The sequence below is a fragment of the Mesorhizobium sp. MC2-1-1 genome, from assembly GCF_057597255.1.
In genome coordinates this window covers 956,848-975,632 of record NZ_CP195205.1, presented here as the reverse complement: position 1 = coordinate 975,632, position 18,785 = coordinate 956,848, and the positions used below count along the sequence as shown (strand labels likewise).

At 64.3% G+C, this 18,785-nt stretch carries 21 protein-coding genes; 15 read left to right on the top strand and 6 right to left on the bottom strand.

Translation table 11 applies throughout. From position 1 onward, the window contains the following. Positions 1-65 precede the first annotated feature (65 nt). Both ACR64R_RS04845 and ACR64R_RS04840 read left to right on the top strand, forming a co-directional pair. Entirely contained in the window at positions 66-221 is a 156-nt protein-coding gene (locus tag ACR64R_RS04845) for a hypothetical protein (RefSeq protein ID WP_487360550.1), read from the top strand. Positions 222-476: 255 nt separating this feature from the next. Beyond that, a complete protein-coding gene (locus tag ACR64R_RS04840) occupies positions 477-1,181 on the top strand; it encodes an SDR family oxidoreductase (RefSeq protein WP_487360549.1) in 705 nt (234 codons plus the stop codon). A 24-nt stretch (positions 1,182-1,205) separates the two neighbouring features. Here ACR64R_RS04840 and ACR64R_RS04835 read toward each other — a convergent pair whose 3' ends face one another. After that, the gene (locus tag ACR64R_RS04835) at positions 1,206-1,445 is read right to left on the bottom strand and encodes a hypothetical protein (RefSeq protein ID WP_487360548.1); all 240 of its coding nucleotides are present in this window, start codon (positions 1,443-1,445) and stop codon (positions 1,206-1,208) included. 112 nt (positions 1,446-1,557) lie between these two features. Then, a complete protein-coding gene (locus tag ACR64R_RS04830) occupies positions 1,558-2,001 on the bottom strand; it encodes an SRPBCC family protein (RefSeq protein WP_487360547.1) in 444 nt (147 codons plus the stop codon). 127 nt (positions 2,002-2,128) lie between these two features. On the opposite strand from ACR64R_RS04830, the gene ACR64R_RS04825 reads away from it, so the two are divergent. The 4 genes from ACR64R_RS04825 (at position 2,129) to ACR64R_RS04810 (ending at position 7,751) form a co-directional block, all read left to right on the top strand. Beyond that, positions 2,129-2,920 carry a pyrroline-5-carboxylate reductase family protein gene (locus tag ACR64R_RS04825; protein WP_487360546.1) on the top strand — a complete coding sequence of 264 codons (792 nt, stop codon included), beginning with the start codon at positions 2,129-2,131 and terminating at the stop codon, positions 2,918-2,920. 272 nt (positions 2,921-3,192) lie between these two features. Next, on the top strand, positions 3,193-4,662 hold the full coding sequence (eglC, locus tag ACR64R_RS04820; RefSeq protein ID WP_487360545.1) for an endo-1,3-1,4-beta-glycanase EglC: 1,470 nt from the start codon (positions 3,193-3,195) through the stop codon (positions 4,660-4,662). Positions 4,663-4,697: 35 nt separating this feature from the next. Continuing rightward, positions 4,698-6,431 (top strand): type I secretion system permease/ATPase, encoded by a 1,734-nt coding sequence (locus ACR64R_RS04815; protein WP_487360544.1) that lies wholly within the window; start codon positions 4,698-4,700, stop codon positions 6,429-6,431. Between the two features lie 3 nt (positions 6,432-6,434). Continuing rightward, positions 6,435-7,751, top strand: a complete 1,317-nt coding sequence (locus tag ACR64R_RS04810; RefSeq protein WP_487360543.1) for an HlyD family type I secretion periplasmic adaptor subunit — start codon at positions 6,435-6,437, stop codon at positions 7,749-7,751. A gap of 157 nt (positions 7,752-7,908) precedes the next feature. Here ACR64R_RS04810 and ACR64R_RS04805 read toward each other — a convergent pair whose 3' ends face one another. From ACR64R_RS04805 to ACR64R_RS04790, 4 genes are all read right to left on the bottom strand, one after another. Continuing rightward, positions 7,909-8,604: a VIT1/CCC1 transporter family protein gene (locus ACR64R_RS04805; RefSeq protein ID WP_487360542.1), complete on the bottom strand. Its 696-nt coding sequence runs from the start codon at positions 8,602-8,604 to the stop codon at positions 7,909-7,911. After that, positions 8,601-9,005 (bottom strand): OsmC family protein, encoded by a 405-nt coding sequence (locus tag ACR64R_RS04800; RefSeq protein ID WP_487360541.1) that lies wholly within the window; start codon positions 9,003-9,005, stop codon positions 8,601-8,603. Before ACR64R_RS04800 ends, ACR64R_RS04805 begins: the two co-directional genes overlap by 4 nt. Before the next feature lie 119 nt (positions 9,006-9,124). Beyond that, positions 9,125-9,592 (bottom strand): BA14K family protein, encoded by a 468-nt coding sequence (locus ACR64R_RS04795; RefSeq protein WP_487360540.1) that lies wholly within the window; start codon positions 9,590-9,592, stop codon positions 9,125-9,127. Between the two features lie 110 nt (positions 9,593-9,702). After that, complete coding sequence (locus tag ACR64R_RS04790; protein ID WP_487360539.1) at positions 9,703-9,840, bottom strand: DUF3309 family protein; 138 nt, start codon at positions 9,838-9,840, stop codon at positions 9,703-9,705. 236 nt (positions 9,841-10,076) lie between these two features. On the opposite strand from ACR64R_RS04790, the gene ACR64R_RS04785 reads away from it, so the two are divergent. The 9 genes from ACR64R_RS04785 to ACR64R_RS04745 all read left to right on the top strand — a co-directional run bounded on the left by ACR64R_RS04785 (position 10,077) and on the right by ACR64R_RS04745 (position 18,779). Further along, on the top strand, positions 10,077-11,132 hold the full coding sequence (locus tag ACR64R_RS04785) for a sensor histidine kinase (RefSeq protein ID WP_487360538.1): 1,056 nt from the start codon (positions 10,077-10,079) through the stop codon (positions 11,130-11,132). 456 nt (positions 11,133-11,588) lie between these two features. Next, on the top strand, positions 11,589-11,882 hold the full coding sequence (locus ACR64R_RS04780; protein ID WP_487360537.1) for a hypothetical protein: 294 nt from the start codon (positions 11,589-11,591) through the stop codon (positions 11,880-11,882). A 390-nt stretch (positions 11,883-12,272) separates the two neighbouring features. Further along, the gene (locus ACR64R_RS04775) at positions 12,273-13,151 is read left to right on the top strand and encodes an ABC transporter permease (protein ID WP_487360536.1); all 879 of its coding nucleotides are present in this window, start codon (positions 12,273-12,275) and stop codon (positions 13,149-13,151) included. Further along, complete coding sequence (locus ACR64R_RS04770; RefSeq protein WP_487360535.1) at positions 13,148-13,987, top strand: ABC transporter permease; 840 nt, start codon at positions 13,148-13,150, stop codon at positions 13,985-13,987. The genes ACR64R_RS04775 and ACR64R_RS04770 overlap by 4 nt, the downstream gene beginning before the upstream one ends. Next, a complete protein-coding gene (locus ACR64R_RS04765) occupies positions 13,987-15,129 on the top strand; it encodes an ABC transporter substrate-binding protein (RefSeq protein WP_487360534.1) in 1,143 nt (380 codons plus the stop codon). The genes ACR64R_RS04770 and ACR64R_RS04765 overlap by 1 nt, the downstream gene beginning before the upstream one ends. After that, entirely contained in the window at positions 15,122-16,279 is a 1,158-nt protein-coding gene (locus ACR64R_RS04760) for an ABC transporter ATP-binding protein (protein WP_487360533.1), read from the top strand. Before ACR64R_RS04765 ends, ACR64R_RS04760 begins: the two co-directional genes overlap by 8 nt. A 139-nt stretch (positions 16,280-16,418) precedes the next feature. Next, positions 16,419-16,667 (top strand): YjiS-like domain-containing protein, encoded by a 249-nt coding sequence (locus ACR64R_RS04755; RefSeq protein WP_487360532.1) that lies wholly within the window; start codon positions 16,419-16,421, stop codon positions 16,665-16,667. 246 nt (positions 16,668-16,913) lie between these two features. Continuing rightward, positions 16,914-17,492 (top strand): OsmC family protein, encoded by a 579-nt coding sequence (locus ACR64R_RS04750; protein ID WP_487360531.1) that lies wholly within the window; start codon positions 16,914-16,916, stop codon positions 17,490-17,492. 60 nt (positions 17,493-17,552) lie between these two features. Then, a complete protein-coding gene (locus ACR64R_RS04745) occupies positions 17,553-18,779 on the top strand; it encodes a flavin-containing monooxygenase (RefSeq protein WP_487360530.1) in 1,227 nt (408 codons plus the stop codon). Positions 18,780-18,785 lie beyond the last annotated feature (6 nt).

The following is an 18,785-nucleotide window of genomic DNA, read 5'->3' as shown; positions in this document are numbered from 1 at the left end:
GCCTTGGAAATACGGACATCATCCCCATGCCGCGCAGGCGGAGATCACCTCCTGTCAGGCCGGAAATGGCGGCCAAGATCAAGACGTTGTCGGACACGGGAATGTGCCAGCATGACATGGCGGCATTCTTCAGGATCAGCCAGGGGCGTGTCAGTGAGGTCAACATGGGCATGAAGTACCCCGGCATTGAGCCGGCTCAACCCGAATTCGTTTTCAACTGAGTAGCATCTGGCCCCGGCGAAAGTCGGGGCCTTTTCATTTCCAAATTTCAAGCTGACCCACTACCGAAAGCTCGCCAGCCGGCGAAGGGGAAGGCTTCTGGCCGGAGCCGGCGCGTACCGCCAATCCTCCTTGCGGGATGAGCAGTCCTGGCGCTTTCGCCAACCGCCGCCTTGGCGCAATCCAATCCGGTTCGTGCCCTGCCCGCCCCATGCTAACAGAGGCGCCTTCAACAATTGCAGCGAGTGGACAGCGACATGGCAGGCGAAAAAGTAGCTCTGGTGACGGCGGCCGGCAGCGGCATGGGAGCGGCGGCGGCCAGGCGCCTGGCAGCCGACGGCTTCAAGGTCGGCGTGCTCTCCTCCTCCGGCAAGGGCGAGGCGCTGGGCAAGGAGCTCGGCGGCTTCGGCGTCACCGGCTCCAACCAGTCGAACGACGACCTGAAGCGCCTTACAGACGGCGCGCTGGAACGCTGGGGCCGGATCGACGTGCTGGTCAACAGCGCCGGGCATGGCCCGCGCGCGCAGATCATCGAGATCAGCGACGAGGACTGGCACAAGGGCATCGACACCTATTTCCTCAACGCCGTGCGCCCGACCCGGCTGGTGACGCCGGTGATGCAGAGCCAGAAATCGGGCGCGATCATCAACATCTCGACCGCCTGGGTGTTCGAGCCGAGCGCGATGTTCCCGACCTCGGCCGTGGCGCGAGCCGGACTTGCCGCCTTCACCAAGATCTTCGCCGACACCTACGCGGCCGACAACATCCGCATGAACAATGTGCTGCCGGGCTGGATCGACAGCCTGCCGGCGACGAACGAGCGCCGCGACAGCGTGCCGATGAAGCGCTACGGCACATCGGAAGAGGTCGCCGCGACGATCTCGTTCCTCGCTTCGGACGGAGCCGCCTACATCACGGGCCAGAACATCCGCGTGGATGGGGGCATCACAAGGGCGGTGTAAGGGCGGCGAGGACGCCGCCTCGGATCATCCGGGCTTGCGGGACTTGAGCACGTACAGAACGCACAGGAAGGCTATCGAGCCCACCAGGACAATCGAATTGCCGACCACGATGTTCCAGAAGCGTGTCGGATCGTCCGAGAGCGCGACCCAATGCAACTTGCCCCGCACTTCGCCCGTCTTGATGCCGCAGGCAATGTTGTAGATCGCGATGGCGGCAAGCGCCGCCATCAGGACGAACAGGTCGTTGTTCTTGTTGCGATCCATGGCAGCGTTCTTGTTGCGATCCAGGGAAGCGGCTTTTAACAGCACATGGTGAAATTTTACTTACCTTGGGTAAGGCGGCGGCCGGAAGATCGACCGCCGCCGGCTTTCAAACTTACTGGTTGATCTCGGGCTCGACGAGCTTGGCCAGGTTGCGCAGCAATTCCTGCCAGCCGAGATAGCAGGCCTCGGCGGGAATGGCGTCCGGGATGCCGGCCTGTGTGATGTTGATCTCGGTGCCGACCGACACTTTCTTCAAGGTCACCGTCACTTCGATCTGGCCCGGCAGGTTGGGGTCGTCGAAGCGGTCGGTGTAGCGCAGGCGCTCGCCCGGAACGAGTTCGACGAATTCACCGCCGAAGGCGTGGCCGTCGCCGGTGGTGAAGTTGCGGAAGGACATCTTGTAGGCGCCGCCGACCTTGCCCTCGAACTCGTGGACCGTGCAGGTGAAGCCGTTCGGCGGCAGCCACTTGGCCAGCGCATCCGCCTCAACGAACGCGCGGTAGACCTTCTCCGGCTTGGTCGTCAGGACGCGGTGCAGTTGGATGGTGCTCGGCATGTCTCGATATCCTCTCTGGTTTCGTTCATCGATGGCCCAAGGACGGACGGGCCCCGGCCGACCCGACAGAGGCTGTCAAATTTCTTGACCGGCGGCTACCGTGCTCCCCGGAATGGAGGCAAATCAAATGAGTGCTTCGATCAGGCTGGGCATCGTCGGCGGCGCGGGCTGGCTGGGCGGCGCCATCGCTTCTGCCACGCTTCAAGCCGGTATCGTTCAGCCGCGTGACCTTGCCCTCTCCTATCGCAGCGCCAGGCCGGATCGTCTTGCCGGCGCGTTCTGGACCGGCGACAACCAGGCGCTCGCCGACCGCTCGGACGTGATCCTGCTTTCCGTGCGGCCGCAGGACTGGCCCGCGCTCGCCATCGACGCCAAGGGCAAGCTGGTGATCTCGGTGATGGCCGGCATCCGCCTTGCCGAGATCGGCCAGAAGCACGCCACGCGCCGCGTGGTGCGCACCTTGCCCAATGCCGCGGCCGAGGTCATGAGATCCTACACGCCATGGATCGCGAGCACCGATGCGACCAGTGGAGACCGCGCTTTCGTGCGCGCGATCCTTTCCGCCTGCGGCTTGCAGGACGAAGTGAGCAACGAGAGCGACATCGACTATCTCACCGGCCTGACCGGATCGGGCCCGGCCTTCCCTGCCCTCCTGGCCGACGCCATGATGCGCCACGCCATCGCCTTTGGCCTTGCGCCGGAAGTCGCCCGGCGCGCCGTCAACACGGTGCTGACGGGCACCGGCCGGCTGCTCGAGATGAAGGACGCTTCGCCGGCCGACACCGTAGAAACCTTCCTCGGCTATCGCGGCACCACCGCCGCCGCGATCGAGACGATGCGCGAAGCCGGCTTCGACGAGGCGGTCGCCAAGGGGCTGACGGCAGCGTTCGAAAAATCGATCGCGATGGGCGAGGCATGAGCGGGCGATTCAGATGCATCCATCCATTGCTATCTGCACAATATTTCGGCAGAAGATCTAGCAAAATTGAGTAAAATTAAGAAGATATCACGCCATAATTGCATTAGTTATCCCTTATTCTATCTACACAGAGTATCAGCAAAAATATTGGCAATTTTCTCTGTACTATTTGCTTGTTTTCGGGAACCATAGTCCACGTTGCAAATTGGTTCGAAGCGGTCGCTTGAACCTGCAATGAACCTCCGGGCGGGGCAGCGCGGAAGGATTGTCCGATGAGCTTCGTCGTCAACGCGATAGGCGTTCCTCTTTATTATAGCGGCGCATCCAACCATTGGTTCTCGGCGGCCGGCTCCGGGCCGACGCTCAACGGCTCCTCGGGAAACGACTCCTTCTACGGCGCGTCGGGCGTCAACGTCACCATGTATGGCGGCTCCGGCGACGACATCTATTACCTCTATTCGGCGGGCAACAAGGTGTTCGAGAACCCCGGACAGGGTGTCGACACGATCAACACATGGATGAGCTATACGCTGCCGGACAATGTCGAGAACCTCGTCGTGACCGGCTCCCACAACTATGCCTTCGGCAACGCGCTGGACAACATCATCACCGCCACGGCGGGCGGCCAGACGATCGACGGCGGCGCGGGCAACGATGTGCTGATCGACGGCGGCGGCGGCGCCGATATTTTTATCATCGCCAAGGGCAACGGCAGCGACTCGATCCTCAATTTCGCCTCCAACGATGCCGTGCGGCTCGATGGCTACGGTTTCACTTCGTTCGCCGCCGTCCACGACAGCATGATTCAGGCGGGCCCCAATGTGGTGCTGAACCTCGGATCGGGCGAGATCCTCGAATTCAAGAACACCACGATCGACAAATTGCAGCCCAACAATTTCCAGCTGCCGATCGACAAGTCCGGCATGACGCTGTCCTTCAGCGACGAGTTCAACACGCTGAACCTTCACAACAGCCAGGGCGGCACCTGGGATACCAATTTCTGGTGGGGCGCGCCGAACGGCAGCACGCTCGCCCGCAATGGCGAGCTACAATGGTATATCGACGCCAATTACGGCCCGACCAGCTCGGTGCATCCGTTCAGCGTCGACAACGGCGTGCTGACGATCACCGCGGCGCAGGCACCGGCCGACATCAAGCCGCTGATCAACAACTACGAATACACATCCGGCATCCTGACCACGCATGACTCGTTCTCGCAGACCTACGGCTATTTCGAAATGAGGGCCGACCTGCCAGAAAACGCCGGCGCCTGGCCGGCCTTCTGGCTGCTGCCGGAAGACGGCTCGTGGCCGCCGGAGCTCGACGTGGTGGAAAAGTATGGCCAGAATCCCAATTCGCTGCTGGTCACCGCGCATACCAACCAGACGGGCCAGCACACCACGGTCGGATCCACGGTGAATGTCATGGACACCGCCGGCTTCCACACCTATGGCCTGTTGTGGACGCCGGACAAGCTGGTGTGGACGTATGACGGCGTGCAGGTCGCAGCAGCGGCGACGCCGTCCGACATGAACAAGCCGATGTATATGCTGGTCGATCTCGCGGTGGGCGGCCAGGCCGGCGCGCCGCCCGACCACCTGGCCACACCGGCGCAAATGAAGATCGACTATATCCATGCCTATACGCTGAACGACCTGCCAAGCCAGGCGGCGGCCCTGACCAGCTACAGCGCAAGCAGCACCCAGCACCATCTCGCCACGGCAAACGAGCATTCCGCCTGAAGCGCGGCGGTCGGGCCTGGAGAGGGAGTGCGGGTATGGCTGGACAGTCGGGATTGCGGCCGGTCTTTCGTCGCGCCGTCGCGGATGTCGGCCTGTTCTCGCTGCTCATCAACCTCTTGCTGCTGGTGATCCCGCTTTACCTGCTCCAGGTCTATGACCGGGTGCTGCCCTCCTCCAGCGTCGAGACGCTCGTCTATCTGTCGGCCATGGCGGTCGCGGCGCTCGGTTTCCTCGGTTTCCTCGACGCCGTCCGCGCGATCTACACGCAGCGCATCGCCGCGACGGTCAATGACAGGCTGGGCTCGACGGTCTTCGCGGCCTCGCTCGGCGCCAGCAAGGCGCCCTCGCCGCTAACCGATCTCGCCTCGGTCTGCGCCTTCATCCGCTCGCGCGGCGTCTCGGTGCTGTTCGACCTGCCCTTCGCGCCGGTCTTCATGGGGCTCCTTTACCTGATCCATCCGCTGCTCTTCTGGGTGACGCTCGCCGGCGCGGCGCTGCTGGTCGTGCTGGTCGTGGCCAACCAGATCGCGATCGGAAGGAACGATGCGCTCTCGGCGGAACGCTCGGCCCTGGCCGGCCAGGCCGAGCAGGCCTTCGCCCGCAACGCCGAGACGCTGCGCGCCATGGGCATGGTGGAAAACGCCGCGCGCGCATGGGGCCGGCATGTGGCGGAAGCGCTCATGCTGCACGACCGTTCGGCCAGCGCCAACGCGGTCTTCAGCGGCGCATCGCGGGCGCTGCGCATGATGCTGCAGCTTGCCATCCTCGGGGTCGGCGCCTGGCTGGTGCTCAAGGGCCAGATAACTGCCGGCATGATCTTCGCCTCCTCGCTGGTGTCGTCGCGTGCGCTGCAGCCGCTCGACCAGCTGATCGGTTCCTGGCGGCAGATTGGCGACGCCAGGCGCGCCTGGGTGCGGCTGCAAAGCACGCTCGCGGCGCGGCCGGCGGATGCGCGCAAGCTCACCCTGCCCGACCCGACCGGCGCGATCGCCGCGCAGGATCTTTTCTTCATCGCGCCCAATGCGACGTTCGGCGCCGAGCCCATCCTGAAACGGCTGAGCTTTGCCATTCAGCCCGGCGAAGCGGTGGCGATCGTCGGCCCGAGCGGCGCAGGCAAATCGACACTGGCGCGGCTGCTCGTCGGGGCGACCCCGCCGAGCGGCGGTACGGTCAGGATCGACGGCGCCGACCTCAGGACATGGGACGAAAACCAGCTCGGGCGGCATATCGGCTATCTGGCGCAGGAGGTGGAGCTTTTCCCCGGTACGATCGCCGACAATATCGCACGCTTCGACGCCGACGCGGACGATGCGGCAATCGTGGACGCGGCGAGGCGCGCCGAGGCGCATGAGCTGATCCTTTCGCTGCGCGACGGCTACCAGACGACGATCGCGGGAACGCTGTCGGGCGGCGAGCGGCAGCGGATCGGGCTGGCGCGCGCCTTCTACGGCAATCCGCGCATCCTGGTTCTCGACGAGCCGAGCACGCATCTGGACGGCGCCGGCGAGGCAGCACTCGAAGCCGTGCTTGCGGCCACACGCGCCGCCGGCGTCACCACGATCGTGATCACACACCGACCCTCGATCGCCGCGGCGAGCGATCGCGTGATGGTTTTGCGCGGCGGCGTGATCGAGGCCTTCGGGCCGAGCGCCGAGGTGTTGCGCCAGTCCACGGTCGACAAAGGCAAGGGTGGGCAGCGCGGCGCGGTGGTGACGGGTTCGTTCGCGCCCATCATCCGCGCTTCGCAAACCGTCTGGCACGGGTCCTGAACGATGGCCCGAAGCCTCACCTTCGAAGGCGGCCCGCGCACCGACTTCCGGCGCGCGGCCTTGGCCGGCTATGCGGCGACCGCGCTGCTCATCGGCGGCTTCGGCTATTGGGCAGCCGAAGCGCCGCTTGCCGGCGCGGTGATCGCGCAAGGCACGATCGCGGCCACCGGCGGCAACATCCTGATCCAGCATCGCGAGGGCGGCATCATCAGTCAGCTGCTGGTTCATGAAGGCGACCGCGTGCGCGAAGGCCAGCAGCTTATCCTGCTCGACCAAACCGCCCCGGAGGCCGATCTCAACCGGCTGACGAGGCAGTGGATGGCGCTCAAGGCAAATGCCGCGCGACTGGAGGCCGAACGCGACGGGCTGGACCGGCTGGCGCCGGTCGGCGAACCCGCGCCGGCGCCGTTCCAGCAGGAGTTCCAGAACCTGATGCGCGAACAGCAGAAGGAGTTCGACGCCAGGCTCGCGCGCTTCCGCTCCGAGCAGTCGATCCTGGCGCAGCGCGTCGCCATGCATCGTGAGTCGGTGAAGGGCCTGAACGCGCAGAAGGCGGCCATCGAGCAGCAGACCGAGGTGGTGAAGAAGGAGCTCGGCATCAAGACCGGCCTTCTCGACAAGGGCCTCACCAACCGCACCGAATATTCGCAGCTTCTGCGCTCGGAGGCCGACCTCGTCGGCCAGGCCGGCGCGCTGGAGGCGGACCTCGCCTCGGCCAACACGCAGATCGTGGAGGCCGAGGCGCAGACCGAGCGAGCGACCACCCAGCGAGTCGAGGAAGCGCTGACCAAGCTCGACGACGTGCGCACCAACCTCGCCGACATCGAGGAACGGATGCGCGCGGCGCAAGACGTGCTGCAGCGCACGACGATCACCGCGCCGGCGGCGGGCATCGTGGTGTCCTCGGCCTACAACTCGCAAGGCAGCGTGGTCGCGCCCGGCGAGAAGATCATGGAGATCCTGCCCACGTCATCGGGCCTCGTGGTGGACGCCAGGCTGCGGCCCAAGGACATCGACCAGGTGCATGTCGGCCAGCCGGCGAAGCTGAGGCTGTCGGCGCTCAACGCGCGCCTGACGCCGGAGGTCCCGGCCACGGTGAGCGAGATCTCCGCCGACCGGCTGATCGACGGAACCACCCGCGAACCCTATTTCCGCGCCAGGCTGAAGATCGCCGACGCCCTGCCCCCCGGCGTGAAAGCCGACCAGCTTTATCCAGGCACGCCGGTCGACACTTTCATCAGCACCGGCAACCGGAGCTTCTTCGAGTATCTCGTGCGCCCGATGATGGACTCCTTCGCGCGGGCGTTCCGGGAGCGGTAGGCGGCGCCGTCTCACGGCATTCAGCGCAACACATCACCTTGATCGGGCCCCCAAATGTGGGCCGCAAGCAGGGGCATTCCTTCAGGCTGTGCGACGAGTAGTGCCGACGCTGCAGGACAACGCACCGATGCGCCGGCATGATAGGCTTGGCCCCAGCCTACACCGCCGTGCCGACCAGCGCACCGATGCCGGCGGTGAGCGCCATGGCGAAGGCACCCCAGAACGTGACGCGCAGCGTTGCGCGAAGAATGTTGGCGCCACCCGCCCTGGCGCCGATGCCGCCCAGCAAAGCGAGGAAGAGCAGGGACGCCGCCGAGACCGCAGGCACGAGCATCGATGCCGGCGACACCAGCACCATGAGCAGCGGCATCGCGGCGCCCACGCTGAAGGTCGCCGCCGAGGTCAGCGCCGCCTGGATCGGCCGCGCCGTGGTCATCTCGGAAATGGCGAGCTCGTCATGGGCATGCGCGGCCAGCGCATCCTTGGCCATGAGCTGATCGGCAACCTGGCGAGCCAGGTTCACCTCCAGCCCGCGCTTGACGTAGATCTGCGCCAGTTCCTCGCGCTCGAATTCGGGCTGGGTCCTGAGTTCCTCGCGTTCGCGGGCAAGGTCGGCATTTTCGGTGTCCGACTGCGAGCTGACAGACACATACTCGCCGGCCGCCATCGACATGGCGCCCGCCACCAGGCCGGCGATGCCGGCGACCAGCACCTGCGAAGTCGGCGCGGCGGCCGACGCCACGCCGACGATCAGGCTCGCGGTCGAAACGATCCCGTCATTGGCCCCCAGCACGGCGGCACGCAGCCAGCCGATGCGCGACACAAGGTGGCTCTCGACATGCAGGCGGCTCATGCTTTTCTCCTGATCGTGCCTTCGAGCTTGGTGGCGGCGGCGACTGTGTTGGAGATCGTGCCGTATTTGCGGACGTTCTTGTGCAGCAGCTCCAGCCGCTGGTCGGTCTCATCGGTATCGACGACAAGCTCGTAGTCGATAGAGGCGATCCCCGGCGGGCTGTCGCGCCGGACCGCATGCAACGCGACCTTGACGCCGCGCAGCTTGAAACCGAGCATCGGGGTGACGCGCTCGATGCCCTTGATCATGCTGGCGGCGATGGCGGCGAGAAACAGCTCGGCCGGATTGAAGGCATCGGCCCGGCCCTCGAGACAGGTGTCCAGAACAAGCGCGGCGTTCTTCGTCGTGGCCACGCTGCCGCGCGCATCGGTCCGCCTGGCTTCAACGTTGTATTCGAACATGGCGCCACCTGCTTCGCCGCCGGTCTCACCGGGGCTTTCTTGCTGAATTCATGAAATGACGCGCGCGGCCCCACATGAAACCCCGCCGAAGCGGGGTTTCCAAGGAGCGCAGTCAACCTTCAATAGGGCGAATGGCACTGGCGTCGCGGGCCGTTGTAGGGTTGGAACGTATTGTCCGACGCGCGATAAGACCTGTAGTGATCGTAGCACCACTGCACATGGGCATTGCCCGCGTAGACGCGGTTCTGGTCGTTGACGATCGCGCTGCCGATCACCGCGCCAGCCGCGAAGGCGGCAAGCGGGAACCACAAGTCGCCGTGCCGGCGGTAGCCCCGATGGTACTCGCGGTAGCCACGGTGCCCGTTCCAGTATACGCCGTCGTCGTGCATTACATGGCGATGCATATGGCGGTCGCCGTGGCGACGTATCCATCGGTCACCGTTTCGAGCTTCCACGGTCTGGACGTCGTTTGTCGCTGCCGGAGCCTGCGGCACGAAGATCTGCATGGCATTGGCCGGCAATGCGGCGGAAGCGGCAATGGAAGCCGACAATGCGCCCGCCATTATGCCCGATATGATCTTGTTCATGATTTCTCCAAGCGGGGTGATTACCCCTCATGTGTTTGAACGATCAGCAAGTTGCGCCCGCGCCAGCATTTGCTTCTTCGAGAAGCGGCGGCTGTATTGCTTCCTCCGGCTCAGACTCGTCCCATGAGGACCAAGACAACGACGACGATCAGAACCACGCCGAGAACGCCAACGCCGCCATGGCCGAACTTTGTCTTCTGTTCGCCAAAGTTATGAGCAATGCGCGAATTGTCCTTGATTTCGATCAAACAAACCGGGCGGTGGCGGCGCGGCCATGCTGTGCCGCCGAACTGGCAAGATTGCTGGACATCGTCGGCCTACATGGTCCGTTTCTTGGAACAGCAATCGCAGGGCCGGTCCCGAGGGGGTCGGCGCGGCTCCTGGCGAGAGAGATTCAGTTCGCGACACGAACCGAGCGACGGTGTAGGATGGTATCAAGGAAGGCAGAGGGCCTTCAGATCGGCTTCGTGCCTTGCTCCACCCAATGGCCAACTTCGACGATGCCCAGACATTGGCGCAGGCAATCGTCAACACGATCGCCGAGCCGTTGCTCGTGCTTGATGAGAACCTTCACGTCCTGGCGGTCAGCCGCTCCTTCTATGAGACCTTCAAGGTTGCCCCCGAACAGACGCTCGGCTCTTTGCTCTATGCGCTCGGAGATGGCCAGTGGGACATCCCGGCGCTGCGCCTCCTTCTGGAAAAGATCATTCCCGAGAAGACCGCCATCGACGGTTTCGAAGTCGAGCATGATTTCCCGGCCATCGGCCGCCGCACGATGCTGCTCAACGCCAGAAAGGTTCGCGACGACCACAGCTCGGCCGTGACGATCCTGCTTGCCTTCAACGATATAACGGCCCGCCGCCTCATAGAGAGGGAAAAGGAAGAGCTGCTGGGACGCACGGAAGACCTGCTGCGGCAGAAGGACGTGCTTCTGCGCGAGATGGAGCACCGGGTTGCCAACAGCCTGCAGATCATCGCCAGCATCCTTCTCTTGAAGGCCCGTTCGGCAAGCTCGGAGGAAACCCGCCAGCATCTGAAGGACGCCCATCTAAGGGTGCTTTCGGTCGCCGAGGTGCAACGCCATCTCCACACCTCGACCGGTATCGAAGAGATTGACGTTGTGTCGTACCTGTCGAAGTTGTGCAGCAGCCTGGCCTCCTCGATGGTCGGTGAAGCCCAGCCGATCGCGGTGAACGTCACGGCTCATGGTGGCTGGATAAACTCGCAAAAGGCGGTGAGCCTCGGCCTGATCGTCACCGAGCTCGTTCTCAACGCGATCAAATATGCATTCCCGATTGAGAAGGCCAACGCGCTGATCCAGGTGTCTTACGAGACCGACGGTAGCGACTGGAAGCTGACGGTCTCGGACAATGGCGCCGGCAAGGCCGCCGGGGCGCCGAGTGCCGGCCTCGGAACCGCCATCGTCGAGGCTCTGGTGAAGCAGCTCGAGGCCCGGATTGATATCATCAGCGACGGCAGCGGCACCAGCGTGTCGATCACCAGGGCGACATTCACGTCGCGCATACCGCGGGCGGCGTAGAACGGCCTCCCGCCTGAGAACTAGGAACCGCCGACCGGGTCTGTCCGTTTTGACAGCAACCCGAATGGAAGGCCCCAATGAAATTCTGGCAAACAAGCATCTTGGAGGCTTCCTGGCTTCTTGCCGTTCCGCTGTCACTCCTCGGTACGATCGCCCTAGCCGGCTTTATTCTTCGCTGAGCAGCGAATAGCGGAGCGACCCGGACCGCCTCCCAGCAGCCAACAGGCAAAAGAGGGCGGACCAAGAACCGGCGCCACCGGGCCGCCAAGATCTCGTTGATCAGCGCCGGCTTGCCCGGCAGGTGCCGCCGGGATGACGGGGCAGTTTCTCCGCTGATTATTTTACGACAATACTATTTTCTGTTTCGAGTAATATTTGGAACTAATTTCCGCCTGATCCGTTTTGTCCCATGATCGCAGCTTTGACGATCCGATAATCAAGAAAGAAGAATTGATCATGAACATCAAGATGCTTTCCATCGGAGCCCTTGCGCTCACGATGATGACCGGCGCAGCGATGGCTGGCGGTAGCACTGGAACCTCGGCGCTTGACGATCCGGCCAAAATGGCTCCCTTCTTCACCGATTCAGGCATGAAGACCATGAAGTCCGAAAAGGAGTTCAAGGTCGCGTGGTTGGCGATGAAGGAAGAAGACCGCGCCGGGATAATGAAGGAATGCGGCGACAAGGCGATCGCCAAGGCGCATGACAATTTCTGCAAAATGACCAAGCAACTCGGCGGCGCGAACTGATAGCGTATTCGTGCGGATGATGGCGGGTGAAGCAGCCCGCCGTTTTCCGCATCGAAGACCATAGAATGGCTGCGGTTCATACATCGTCGCCAAGGGTAAGTCGGGGCAAAGGGGCAAGCAGGCAGCCTCGACAGTCTGGTCCTGGCAAGAGCGATATTGCTTTTGAGTTTGGCGGCACTCCCGGAATGACCGACCAGTTGCCAAGGCCGTCAGCGCGAATTGTACTCGCGGGGATCCTCCCACAACCATCCGTCCGCCCTGGTGCAATCGGGAACGGCTTCTGGCCAACCGAATTGCCGCCGCCCGCTGTGGACATCGCGTCGGCAATCACCCAATCTCGCACCATGGGAACATAAGCGCCTCGCAGAAGGCGCCTACCTTCGGGTGCGCATGAACAATCGCTGGACCTTGTACGATCCACGCCTGGCCTGGATGCTGGTTGCACCGGTGCTTCTGCTGCTGATCTTCTTCCTGGTGCTGCCGATCGCGGTGATGGCGGCCTATACCTTCTTCACCTTCGTGACCGCCGGCGTCGAGACCAGCGCGCTGACGACGGCCAACTGGCAGGAATTCTTCACCGACAGCTATTATTCCGGCTTCCTTCTCAAGACGCTGAGGGTCGGCGCGATCACGGCGCTGCTTTGCGGGGTGCTTGGCTATTTCCCGGCCTATTTCATCTGGGCGACGAGCTTCAGGCACAAATGGCTGCTGCTTCTGCTGCTCATCGTGCCGTTCTGGATCAGCTTCACCATCCGCACCTTTTCCTGGATCAACATCCTGGGCGAACAGGGCGTCATAAACGTTGCCCTGCTCAAGATGGGCATCATCAACGAGCCGCTGCAGATGCTCTACAACGAGGGCGCGGTGATCCTGGGACTGCTGCATTTCCTCCTGCCCTACATGATCCTCAACGTCTATGTGAGCCTCGAGGGCATCGACCGCACGCTGATCTCGGCGGCGCGCTCGATGGGCTGCACCAGCGCGCAAGCGTTCCGCGAGGTGACCTTGCCGCTGTCGCTGCCCGGCCTGGCGGCGGGGCTGCTGCTCTGCTTCGTGCTGGCGGCCGGCAGCTATGTGACGCCGCAACTGCTGGGCTCGGGCCGCGACGCGTTGTTCGGCAACCTGATCTACGACACGATCATGGGCGAGTTGAACTGGCCGATGGGCGCGACGCTGTCGATCGTGCTGTTTGTCGTGCTGGGCTTCTTCGCCGCCATCTACACCCGCTACATGGGCATGTCGCAGATCGTCAAAGGGCTCGGAGGATGAACGGGGCCCGGCGCAAGGAAGAAGGAAGATGGGCCTGGCGGCTGACCGGCTTCGTCACGGTCTGCGTCTACATCTTCATGTTCGCCCCGATCGTCGCGACGGTCATCCTGTCGTTCAACGCCTCGATGTTCGGCGGTTTCCCGATGACCGGCTTTTCGCTGCAATGGTACGCCAAGCTGATGAACAATGACGCGGTGCTGACCGCCTTCCGCACCTCGCTGTGGATCGCGCTGGTCACCGCGGTCGCGACCACGGCGATCGGCGTCGTCACGGCCTTCGCGCTGGTGCGCTTCGAGTTTCGCGGCAAGCAGGCGCTAAGCACGTTGGTGATCCTGCCGGCGCTGGTGCCGGAAACCATCCTCGGCGTCGGCCTGCTGGTGCTGATCAAGGCGATCGACCAGCCCCGCACCATGCTGCTCCTGGTGCTCGGCCACATCCTGCTCGCGGTGCCCTATGTGGTGCTGATCGCGCAGGCGCGCATGGTGGGGATAAGGCGCGTCTATGAGGAGGCCGCGCTCTCGCTCGGCGCCTCGCGCTTCTCGTCCTTCCGCGAGATCACGCTGCCGCTGCTCATCCCGGCGGTGGTCGGCGGCGCGCTGCTTGCCTTCACCATTTCGTTCGACAACACCTCGGCCAGCCTGTTCTGGCGCCCGGCGGGCGTCGAGACCATGCCCACCCAGATCCTCTCCATGCTGAAGATCTCGATCAGCCCGGAGATCAACGCGCTCGGCACCGTGATGATCCTGGTGACCGTCGGCATCCCATTGATCGGCGGGCTCGTGCTGCAGAGCCTTACGAAGTTGAAAAGACGCGGCGAACCAAAGGGAGAAGCATGATGAAACTATCGACAACCAAGCGGCTGGAACGGCTGCACGACCGGTATGCCAATGGCGATCTGAGCCGCCGCACTTTCCTGACGCTGACGGCGGCGGCCGCCGCATCGGCGGGGCTTTCCATGCCCTGGATGGGCCGCGCGCTCGCGGCCGTGCAGGAAGTCCGCTTCGACGGCTGGGGCGGCACGGTGCAGGACGCGATCGACAAGTTCGCTTTCCAGCCCTACACGGCCAAGACCAAAATCAAGGTGGTGCAAGGCACGTTCGGCGACGAGGACGAGATCATCACCAAGATCAAGACCGCCAAGCCCGGCGACTACCAGGTCATCCATTCGTCGGGCGTCAACTACTACATCAAATACGTCAATGGCGGCCTGACCTCGGAGATCAACGAGGCCAACATTCCCAACATGGCGAATGTGCTGCAGCCGATGATCGAGCCGTTCCGCAAGCTGACGCCGAAGCTCTCGGCCGTGCCTTACGACTACGGCACCACCGGCATCGCCTACAACACCAAGGTGATCTCGCCGGAGGAAGCCAAGGAAAAGGGCGCCGCGCTGCTGCTCGACAAGAAATATGCCGGCAAGGTGGGCGGCTATTCCGACATGACGACGCGCGTCTGGTACGCGGCCCTGGCCACCGGACAGGATCCCAACAACATCAAGGACATGGACACGATCTGGGCCAAGGTGCGCGAGACGCGCGACCTTGCCAAGAAGTTCTGGAGTTCCGGCGCCGAGCTGATGGACCTGCTCTCCAAGGGCGAGATCGTGGTGACCGACGCCTGGTCGGGCCGCGTCGCGGCGCTGCAGGACCAGGGCCATCCGATCGGCTATCTCGATCCGGCCGGCTCCTATGCCTGGATGGAGGACATGCTGATCCTGAAGGGCTCGCCGATGGCCGAGTGCGAGGAGCTGATCAACTTCATGCTCGATCCGGCGACCTCGATCGCGGTGGCCGAGGGGCAGAGCTATCCGCCGTCGCTCGACCCGACCAAGGTCAAGCTGACCGAAAAGATCGCCAAGCTGCCGGCCTTCGACCCGACGGGCACGATGAAGGCGCTGACCTTCGCCGACCCGGTCTACTGGGCGACCAACGAGGACGCCTGGACCAAGCAGTGGAACAGGATCTCGAAAGGTGCCTGACGGCCAGCTCACGACACTCTCTCCCCGGCCGGTCTCGGCCGGGGCGGAAGACAAGAACGCGGCCGCCGGGGCGAACAGCCCGGCGGTCGAGTTCCGCAACATCGACATCGCCTACGGCAAGTTCGTCGCGGTGCGCGATTTCTCGCTGTCGATCGCCAAGGGCAGCTTCGTCACGCTGCTTGGGCCGTCCGGTTGCGGCAAGACGACGATCCTGCGCTCCATCGCCGGGCTGGTCGACATTTCGGCCGGCCAGATCATGATCGGCGGCCGGCGCGTTGACGACGTGCCGATCTACAAGCGCAACATTGGCCTGGTCTTCCAGAGCTATGCGCTGTTCCCGCATAAGAGCGTGTTCGACAACGTCGCCTTCGGCCTCAAATACCGCAACGTCGCCAAGCCCGAGATCAGGCGCAAGGTCAGCCAGGCGCTCGACATGGTGCGGCTGCCTGGCAGCGAGAAGAAACTGCCTTCGCAATTGTCCGGCGGCCAGCAGCAGCGCATCGCGCTGGCGCGCGCCATCGTCTTCGAGCCGCAAGTGCTCCTGCTCGACGAACCGCTCTCGGCGCTCGACGCCAACATGCGCGAGGAAATGCGCGTCGAGATCAAGAAGATCCAGAAGGAGACCGGCATCACCGCCATCTTCGTCACCCACGACCAGGAAGAAGCGCTGTCGATGTCGGACCGCATCGTGGTGATGAATGCCGGCTCGGCCGAGCAGGTCGGCACGCCGGAGGAGGTCTTTGAGCGGCCCGCCACCGCCTTCGTCGCCGACTTCCTCGGCAAGGCCAACATGCTTCCGGGCAAGGTTAGCCAATCGGACGGGCCGACGCTTGTCACGCTGGCCAGCGGCCAGACGGTCGATGTGCTGTCGCCCCGGCCGCTGGCCCAGGGCAGCGCCGTCACGGTGGTGGTGCGGCCGCAGAAGCTGACGGTCGGCGGAGCGGGCGCCAACCGGCTGCCGGGCCGCGTCGTGTCGGCCTCCTACCTCGGCGGCAGCGCCATCTACGAGGTCGATATAGGCGGCAAGACGATCATTCGCGCCAACGTCCCGATCGATGGCAGCGTTCTGCGCGAAGGCGAAGCGATCGAGCTCGGCTTCGGTCCGGACGGCTGCGTGCTGCTCGACGAGGCCGGACGGCGCATCTCCTGAGTCGCTGCCGCCGCCGGTCGCAAAACCTCGGTTTCCACGGCAATTTCGACGCCCGCTCCAACGCTGGTTCCCCCGGCCATGCTCGAGAAGCCCTCCATCGACGACGCGAAGGGTCGCGCCGCAAAAGATGGAGACGACGATGACGACTTTGTACCGCACGGCTCATGAAACCGGCCGATCGGGCTTCGGCCCGATCGATTTTGCCAGCCGCGCGCTCAGGCTTTTCCTTCGCGCCATGAGGATGCGCAGCGACCGCGCCGCGATGCAGGCCATGCCCGACCACCTGCTCAAGGACATGGGAATCGCCCGTTCGGAAATCGACCATTACACCTCGATGCGCCACGCCGCGTCCGACGCCGACCGGATGGACACCGCCAACGCCAGATGACCGCCGACGGCGATCATTACCACGCTGTCGAAAGGCCCCGGGCTTCCCCATGCCCGGGGCTTTTTGCGTCTCGGCGCATTCGGGGTCGGGCGGCGTCGACACGTCGTTTCAAACGATACGTCCCACGCAATTTCCACGGTAGGCGTATCAAAAATTCCACGGTGGCATCCACTCTGGCTCAAACGCTCCATCGGCAAACAGAGCCCGTCACGGCAACCAAGCCGCAAACAACCTTTGGAGATGAAAATGCAACCCAACACCAAACCTGCACGGCTTCCGCTCAACGGCGTCGACACGCCGAACCTATTGGCGACGATCAATTTCGTCGCGGGGCAGCCGGAGCTGGCCAGGTTCCAGTTCCGCGCCCACAACGAGTGGATCGAAGGCACGCACAGCAAGACCGTCATGAACGGCTTCTTCGGCGCCGGCCAGGAGCAGAAGCACGAGAAGCCGCATTATGCCGACGCCGACCATCCGGCGATCCTGTGCGGCGCCGACACTGCGCCGACCCCGGTCGAGTGGCTGCTGCACGGGCTGGCCGGCTGCCTGATGGCGGGCGTCGCCAACATCGCCGCCGCGCGCGGCATCAAGCTCACCAAGGTGAAGTGCTCGGTCGACGGCGACATCGACCTGCGCGGCATCCTGGGCATTTCCGACGAGGTCCGCAACGGCTTCCAGAACATCCAGGTGTCGTTCGAGATCGAAGGCGATGCGCCGGCCGAAAAGCTGCAGCAGCTGGTCGAGCAGTCGCGCGCCCGTTCGGCGGTGTTCGACGTGCTGACCAAGGGCGTGCCGGTCACCGTCGGCATCAAAACCATCCAGTAAGCCGAAACCGGCGGTCCGGACCGATCCGGGCCGCCTCCCCTCCCATTGACGGAACATAACATGAGACGCGCTGACGTCGTCATCATCGGCGCCGGCCAGGCCGGTCTTGCGCTCAGCCATTACCTCGGCCTGGCCGGTATCGACCATGCCGTGCTGGAGCGCGGGCGCATCGGCGAACGCTGGCGCTCGCAAAGCTGGCGCTCGCTCAGGCTGCTCACGCCGAACTGGCTGAACGCCCTGCCCGGCTCACCCTACAGGAGCGGCGACCCCGACGGCTTCATGAGCAAAAGCGCTTTCGTGGAAAGCCTGGAGCGCTACGCCTGGCAATGGCACGCGCCCGTCGAAACCAATGTCGAAGTGACCGCCGCCAAGCGGACCAGCGACGGCTTTGCCTTGCGCACCAGCGCCGGCGACTGGGAGGCGCGCGCGGTCGTCGTCGCGACGGGACATTGCGACCGGCCGGTCATCCCATTTTCGGCCGAGACCCTTCGCGGACCGCTCAGCATCCACGCCTCGCAATACCGCTCGCCCGGTGAACTGCCCGGCGGCGGCGTGCTCGTCGTCGGCGCGTCATCCTCCGGCGTGCAGATCGCCGACGAGTTGGCCCGCGCCGGGCGCCGCGTGATGCTTTCGGTCGGCAAGCACACGCGCCTGCCCAGAACATGGCGCGGCCAGGATATCTTCTACTGGCTTTGCGCCATGGGCCTGATGGCGCAGCGCGAGGAAGACCTCGAGAACCCGGAAGGCGCCCGGCGCCAGCCTTCGCTGCAGCTCGCCGGCCGGCCCGACAGGGCCGATGTCGACCTCGCAACCCTGCAGGCGCTCGGCGTGGGGCTGACCGGGCGGGTGCACGGCGTCGGCGACCGCGAGATCGCCTTTGCCGGCGATCTCGGCCAGCACATCGCGGCCGCGGAAGCCAAGCAGGCGCGCCTGCTCGACCAGATCGACCGTTTTGCCGGCACCCCGACACCCTACCGACCCGAGCCAGTAGCGGTGCCGCCGGCACCGAGCGAGCGGCTGTCGCTGACCGACGGGTCGATCCGCAGCATCATCTGGGCCACCGGCTATGCGCGCTCGTTCAGTTGGCTGGAGCCGCTGGCGCTCGGCGCCGATGGCGAGCTCGCCCATCAGGGCGGCGTCACCAGCGTGCCCGGCCTCTACGCGCTCGGTTTCCGCTTCCTGCGCAAGCGCGATTCCAACTTCATCGGCGGCGTCGGCGCGGACGCCGAGGCGATCGCCGCCGAAATCTCCCGTTATCTCGATTGCAACGGCCGCAGGGCGGCCTGAGGACCA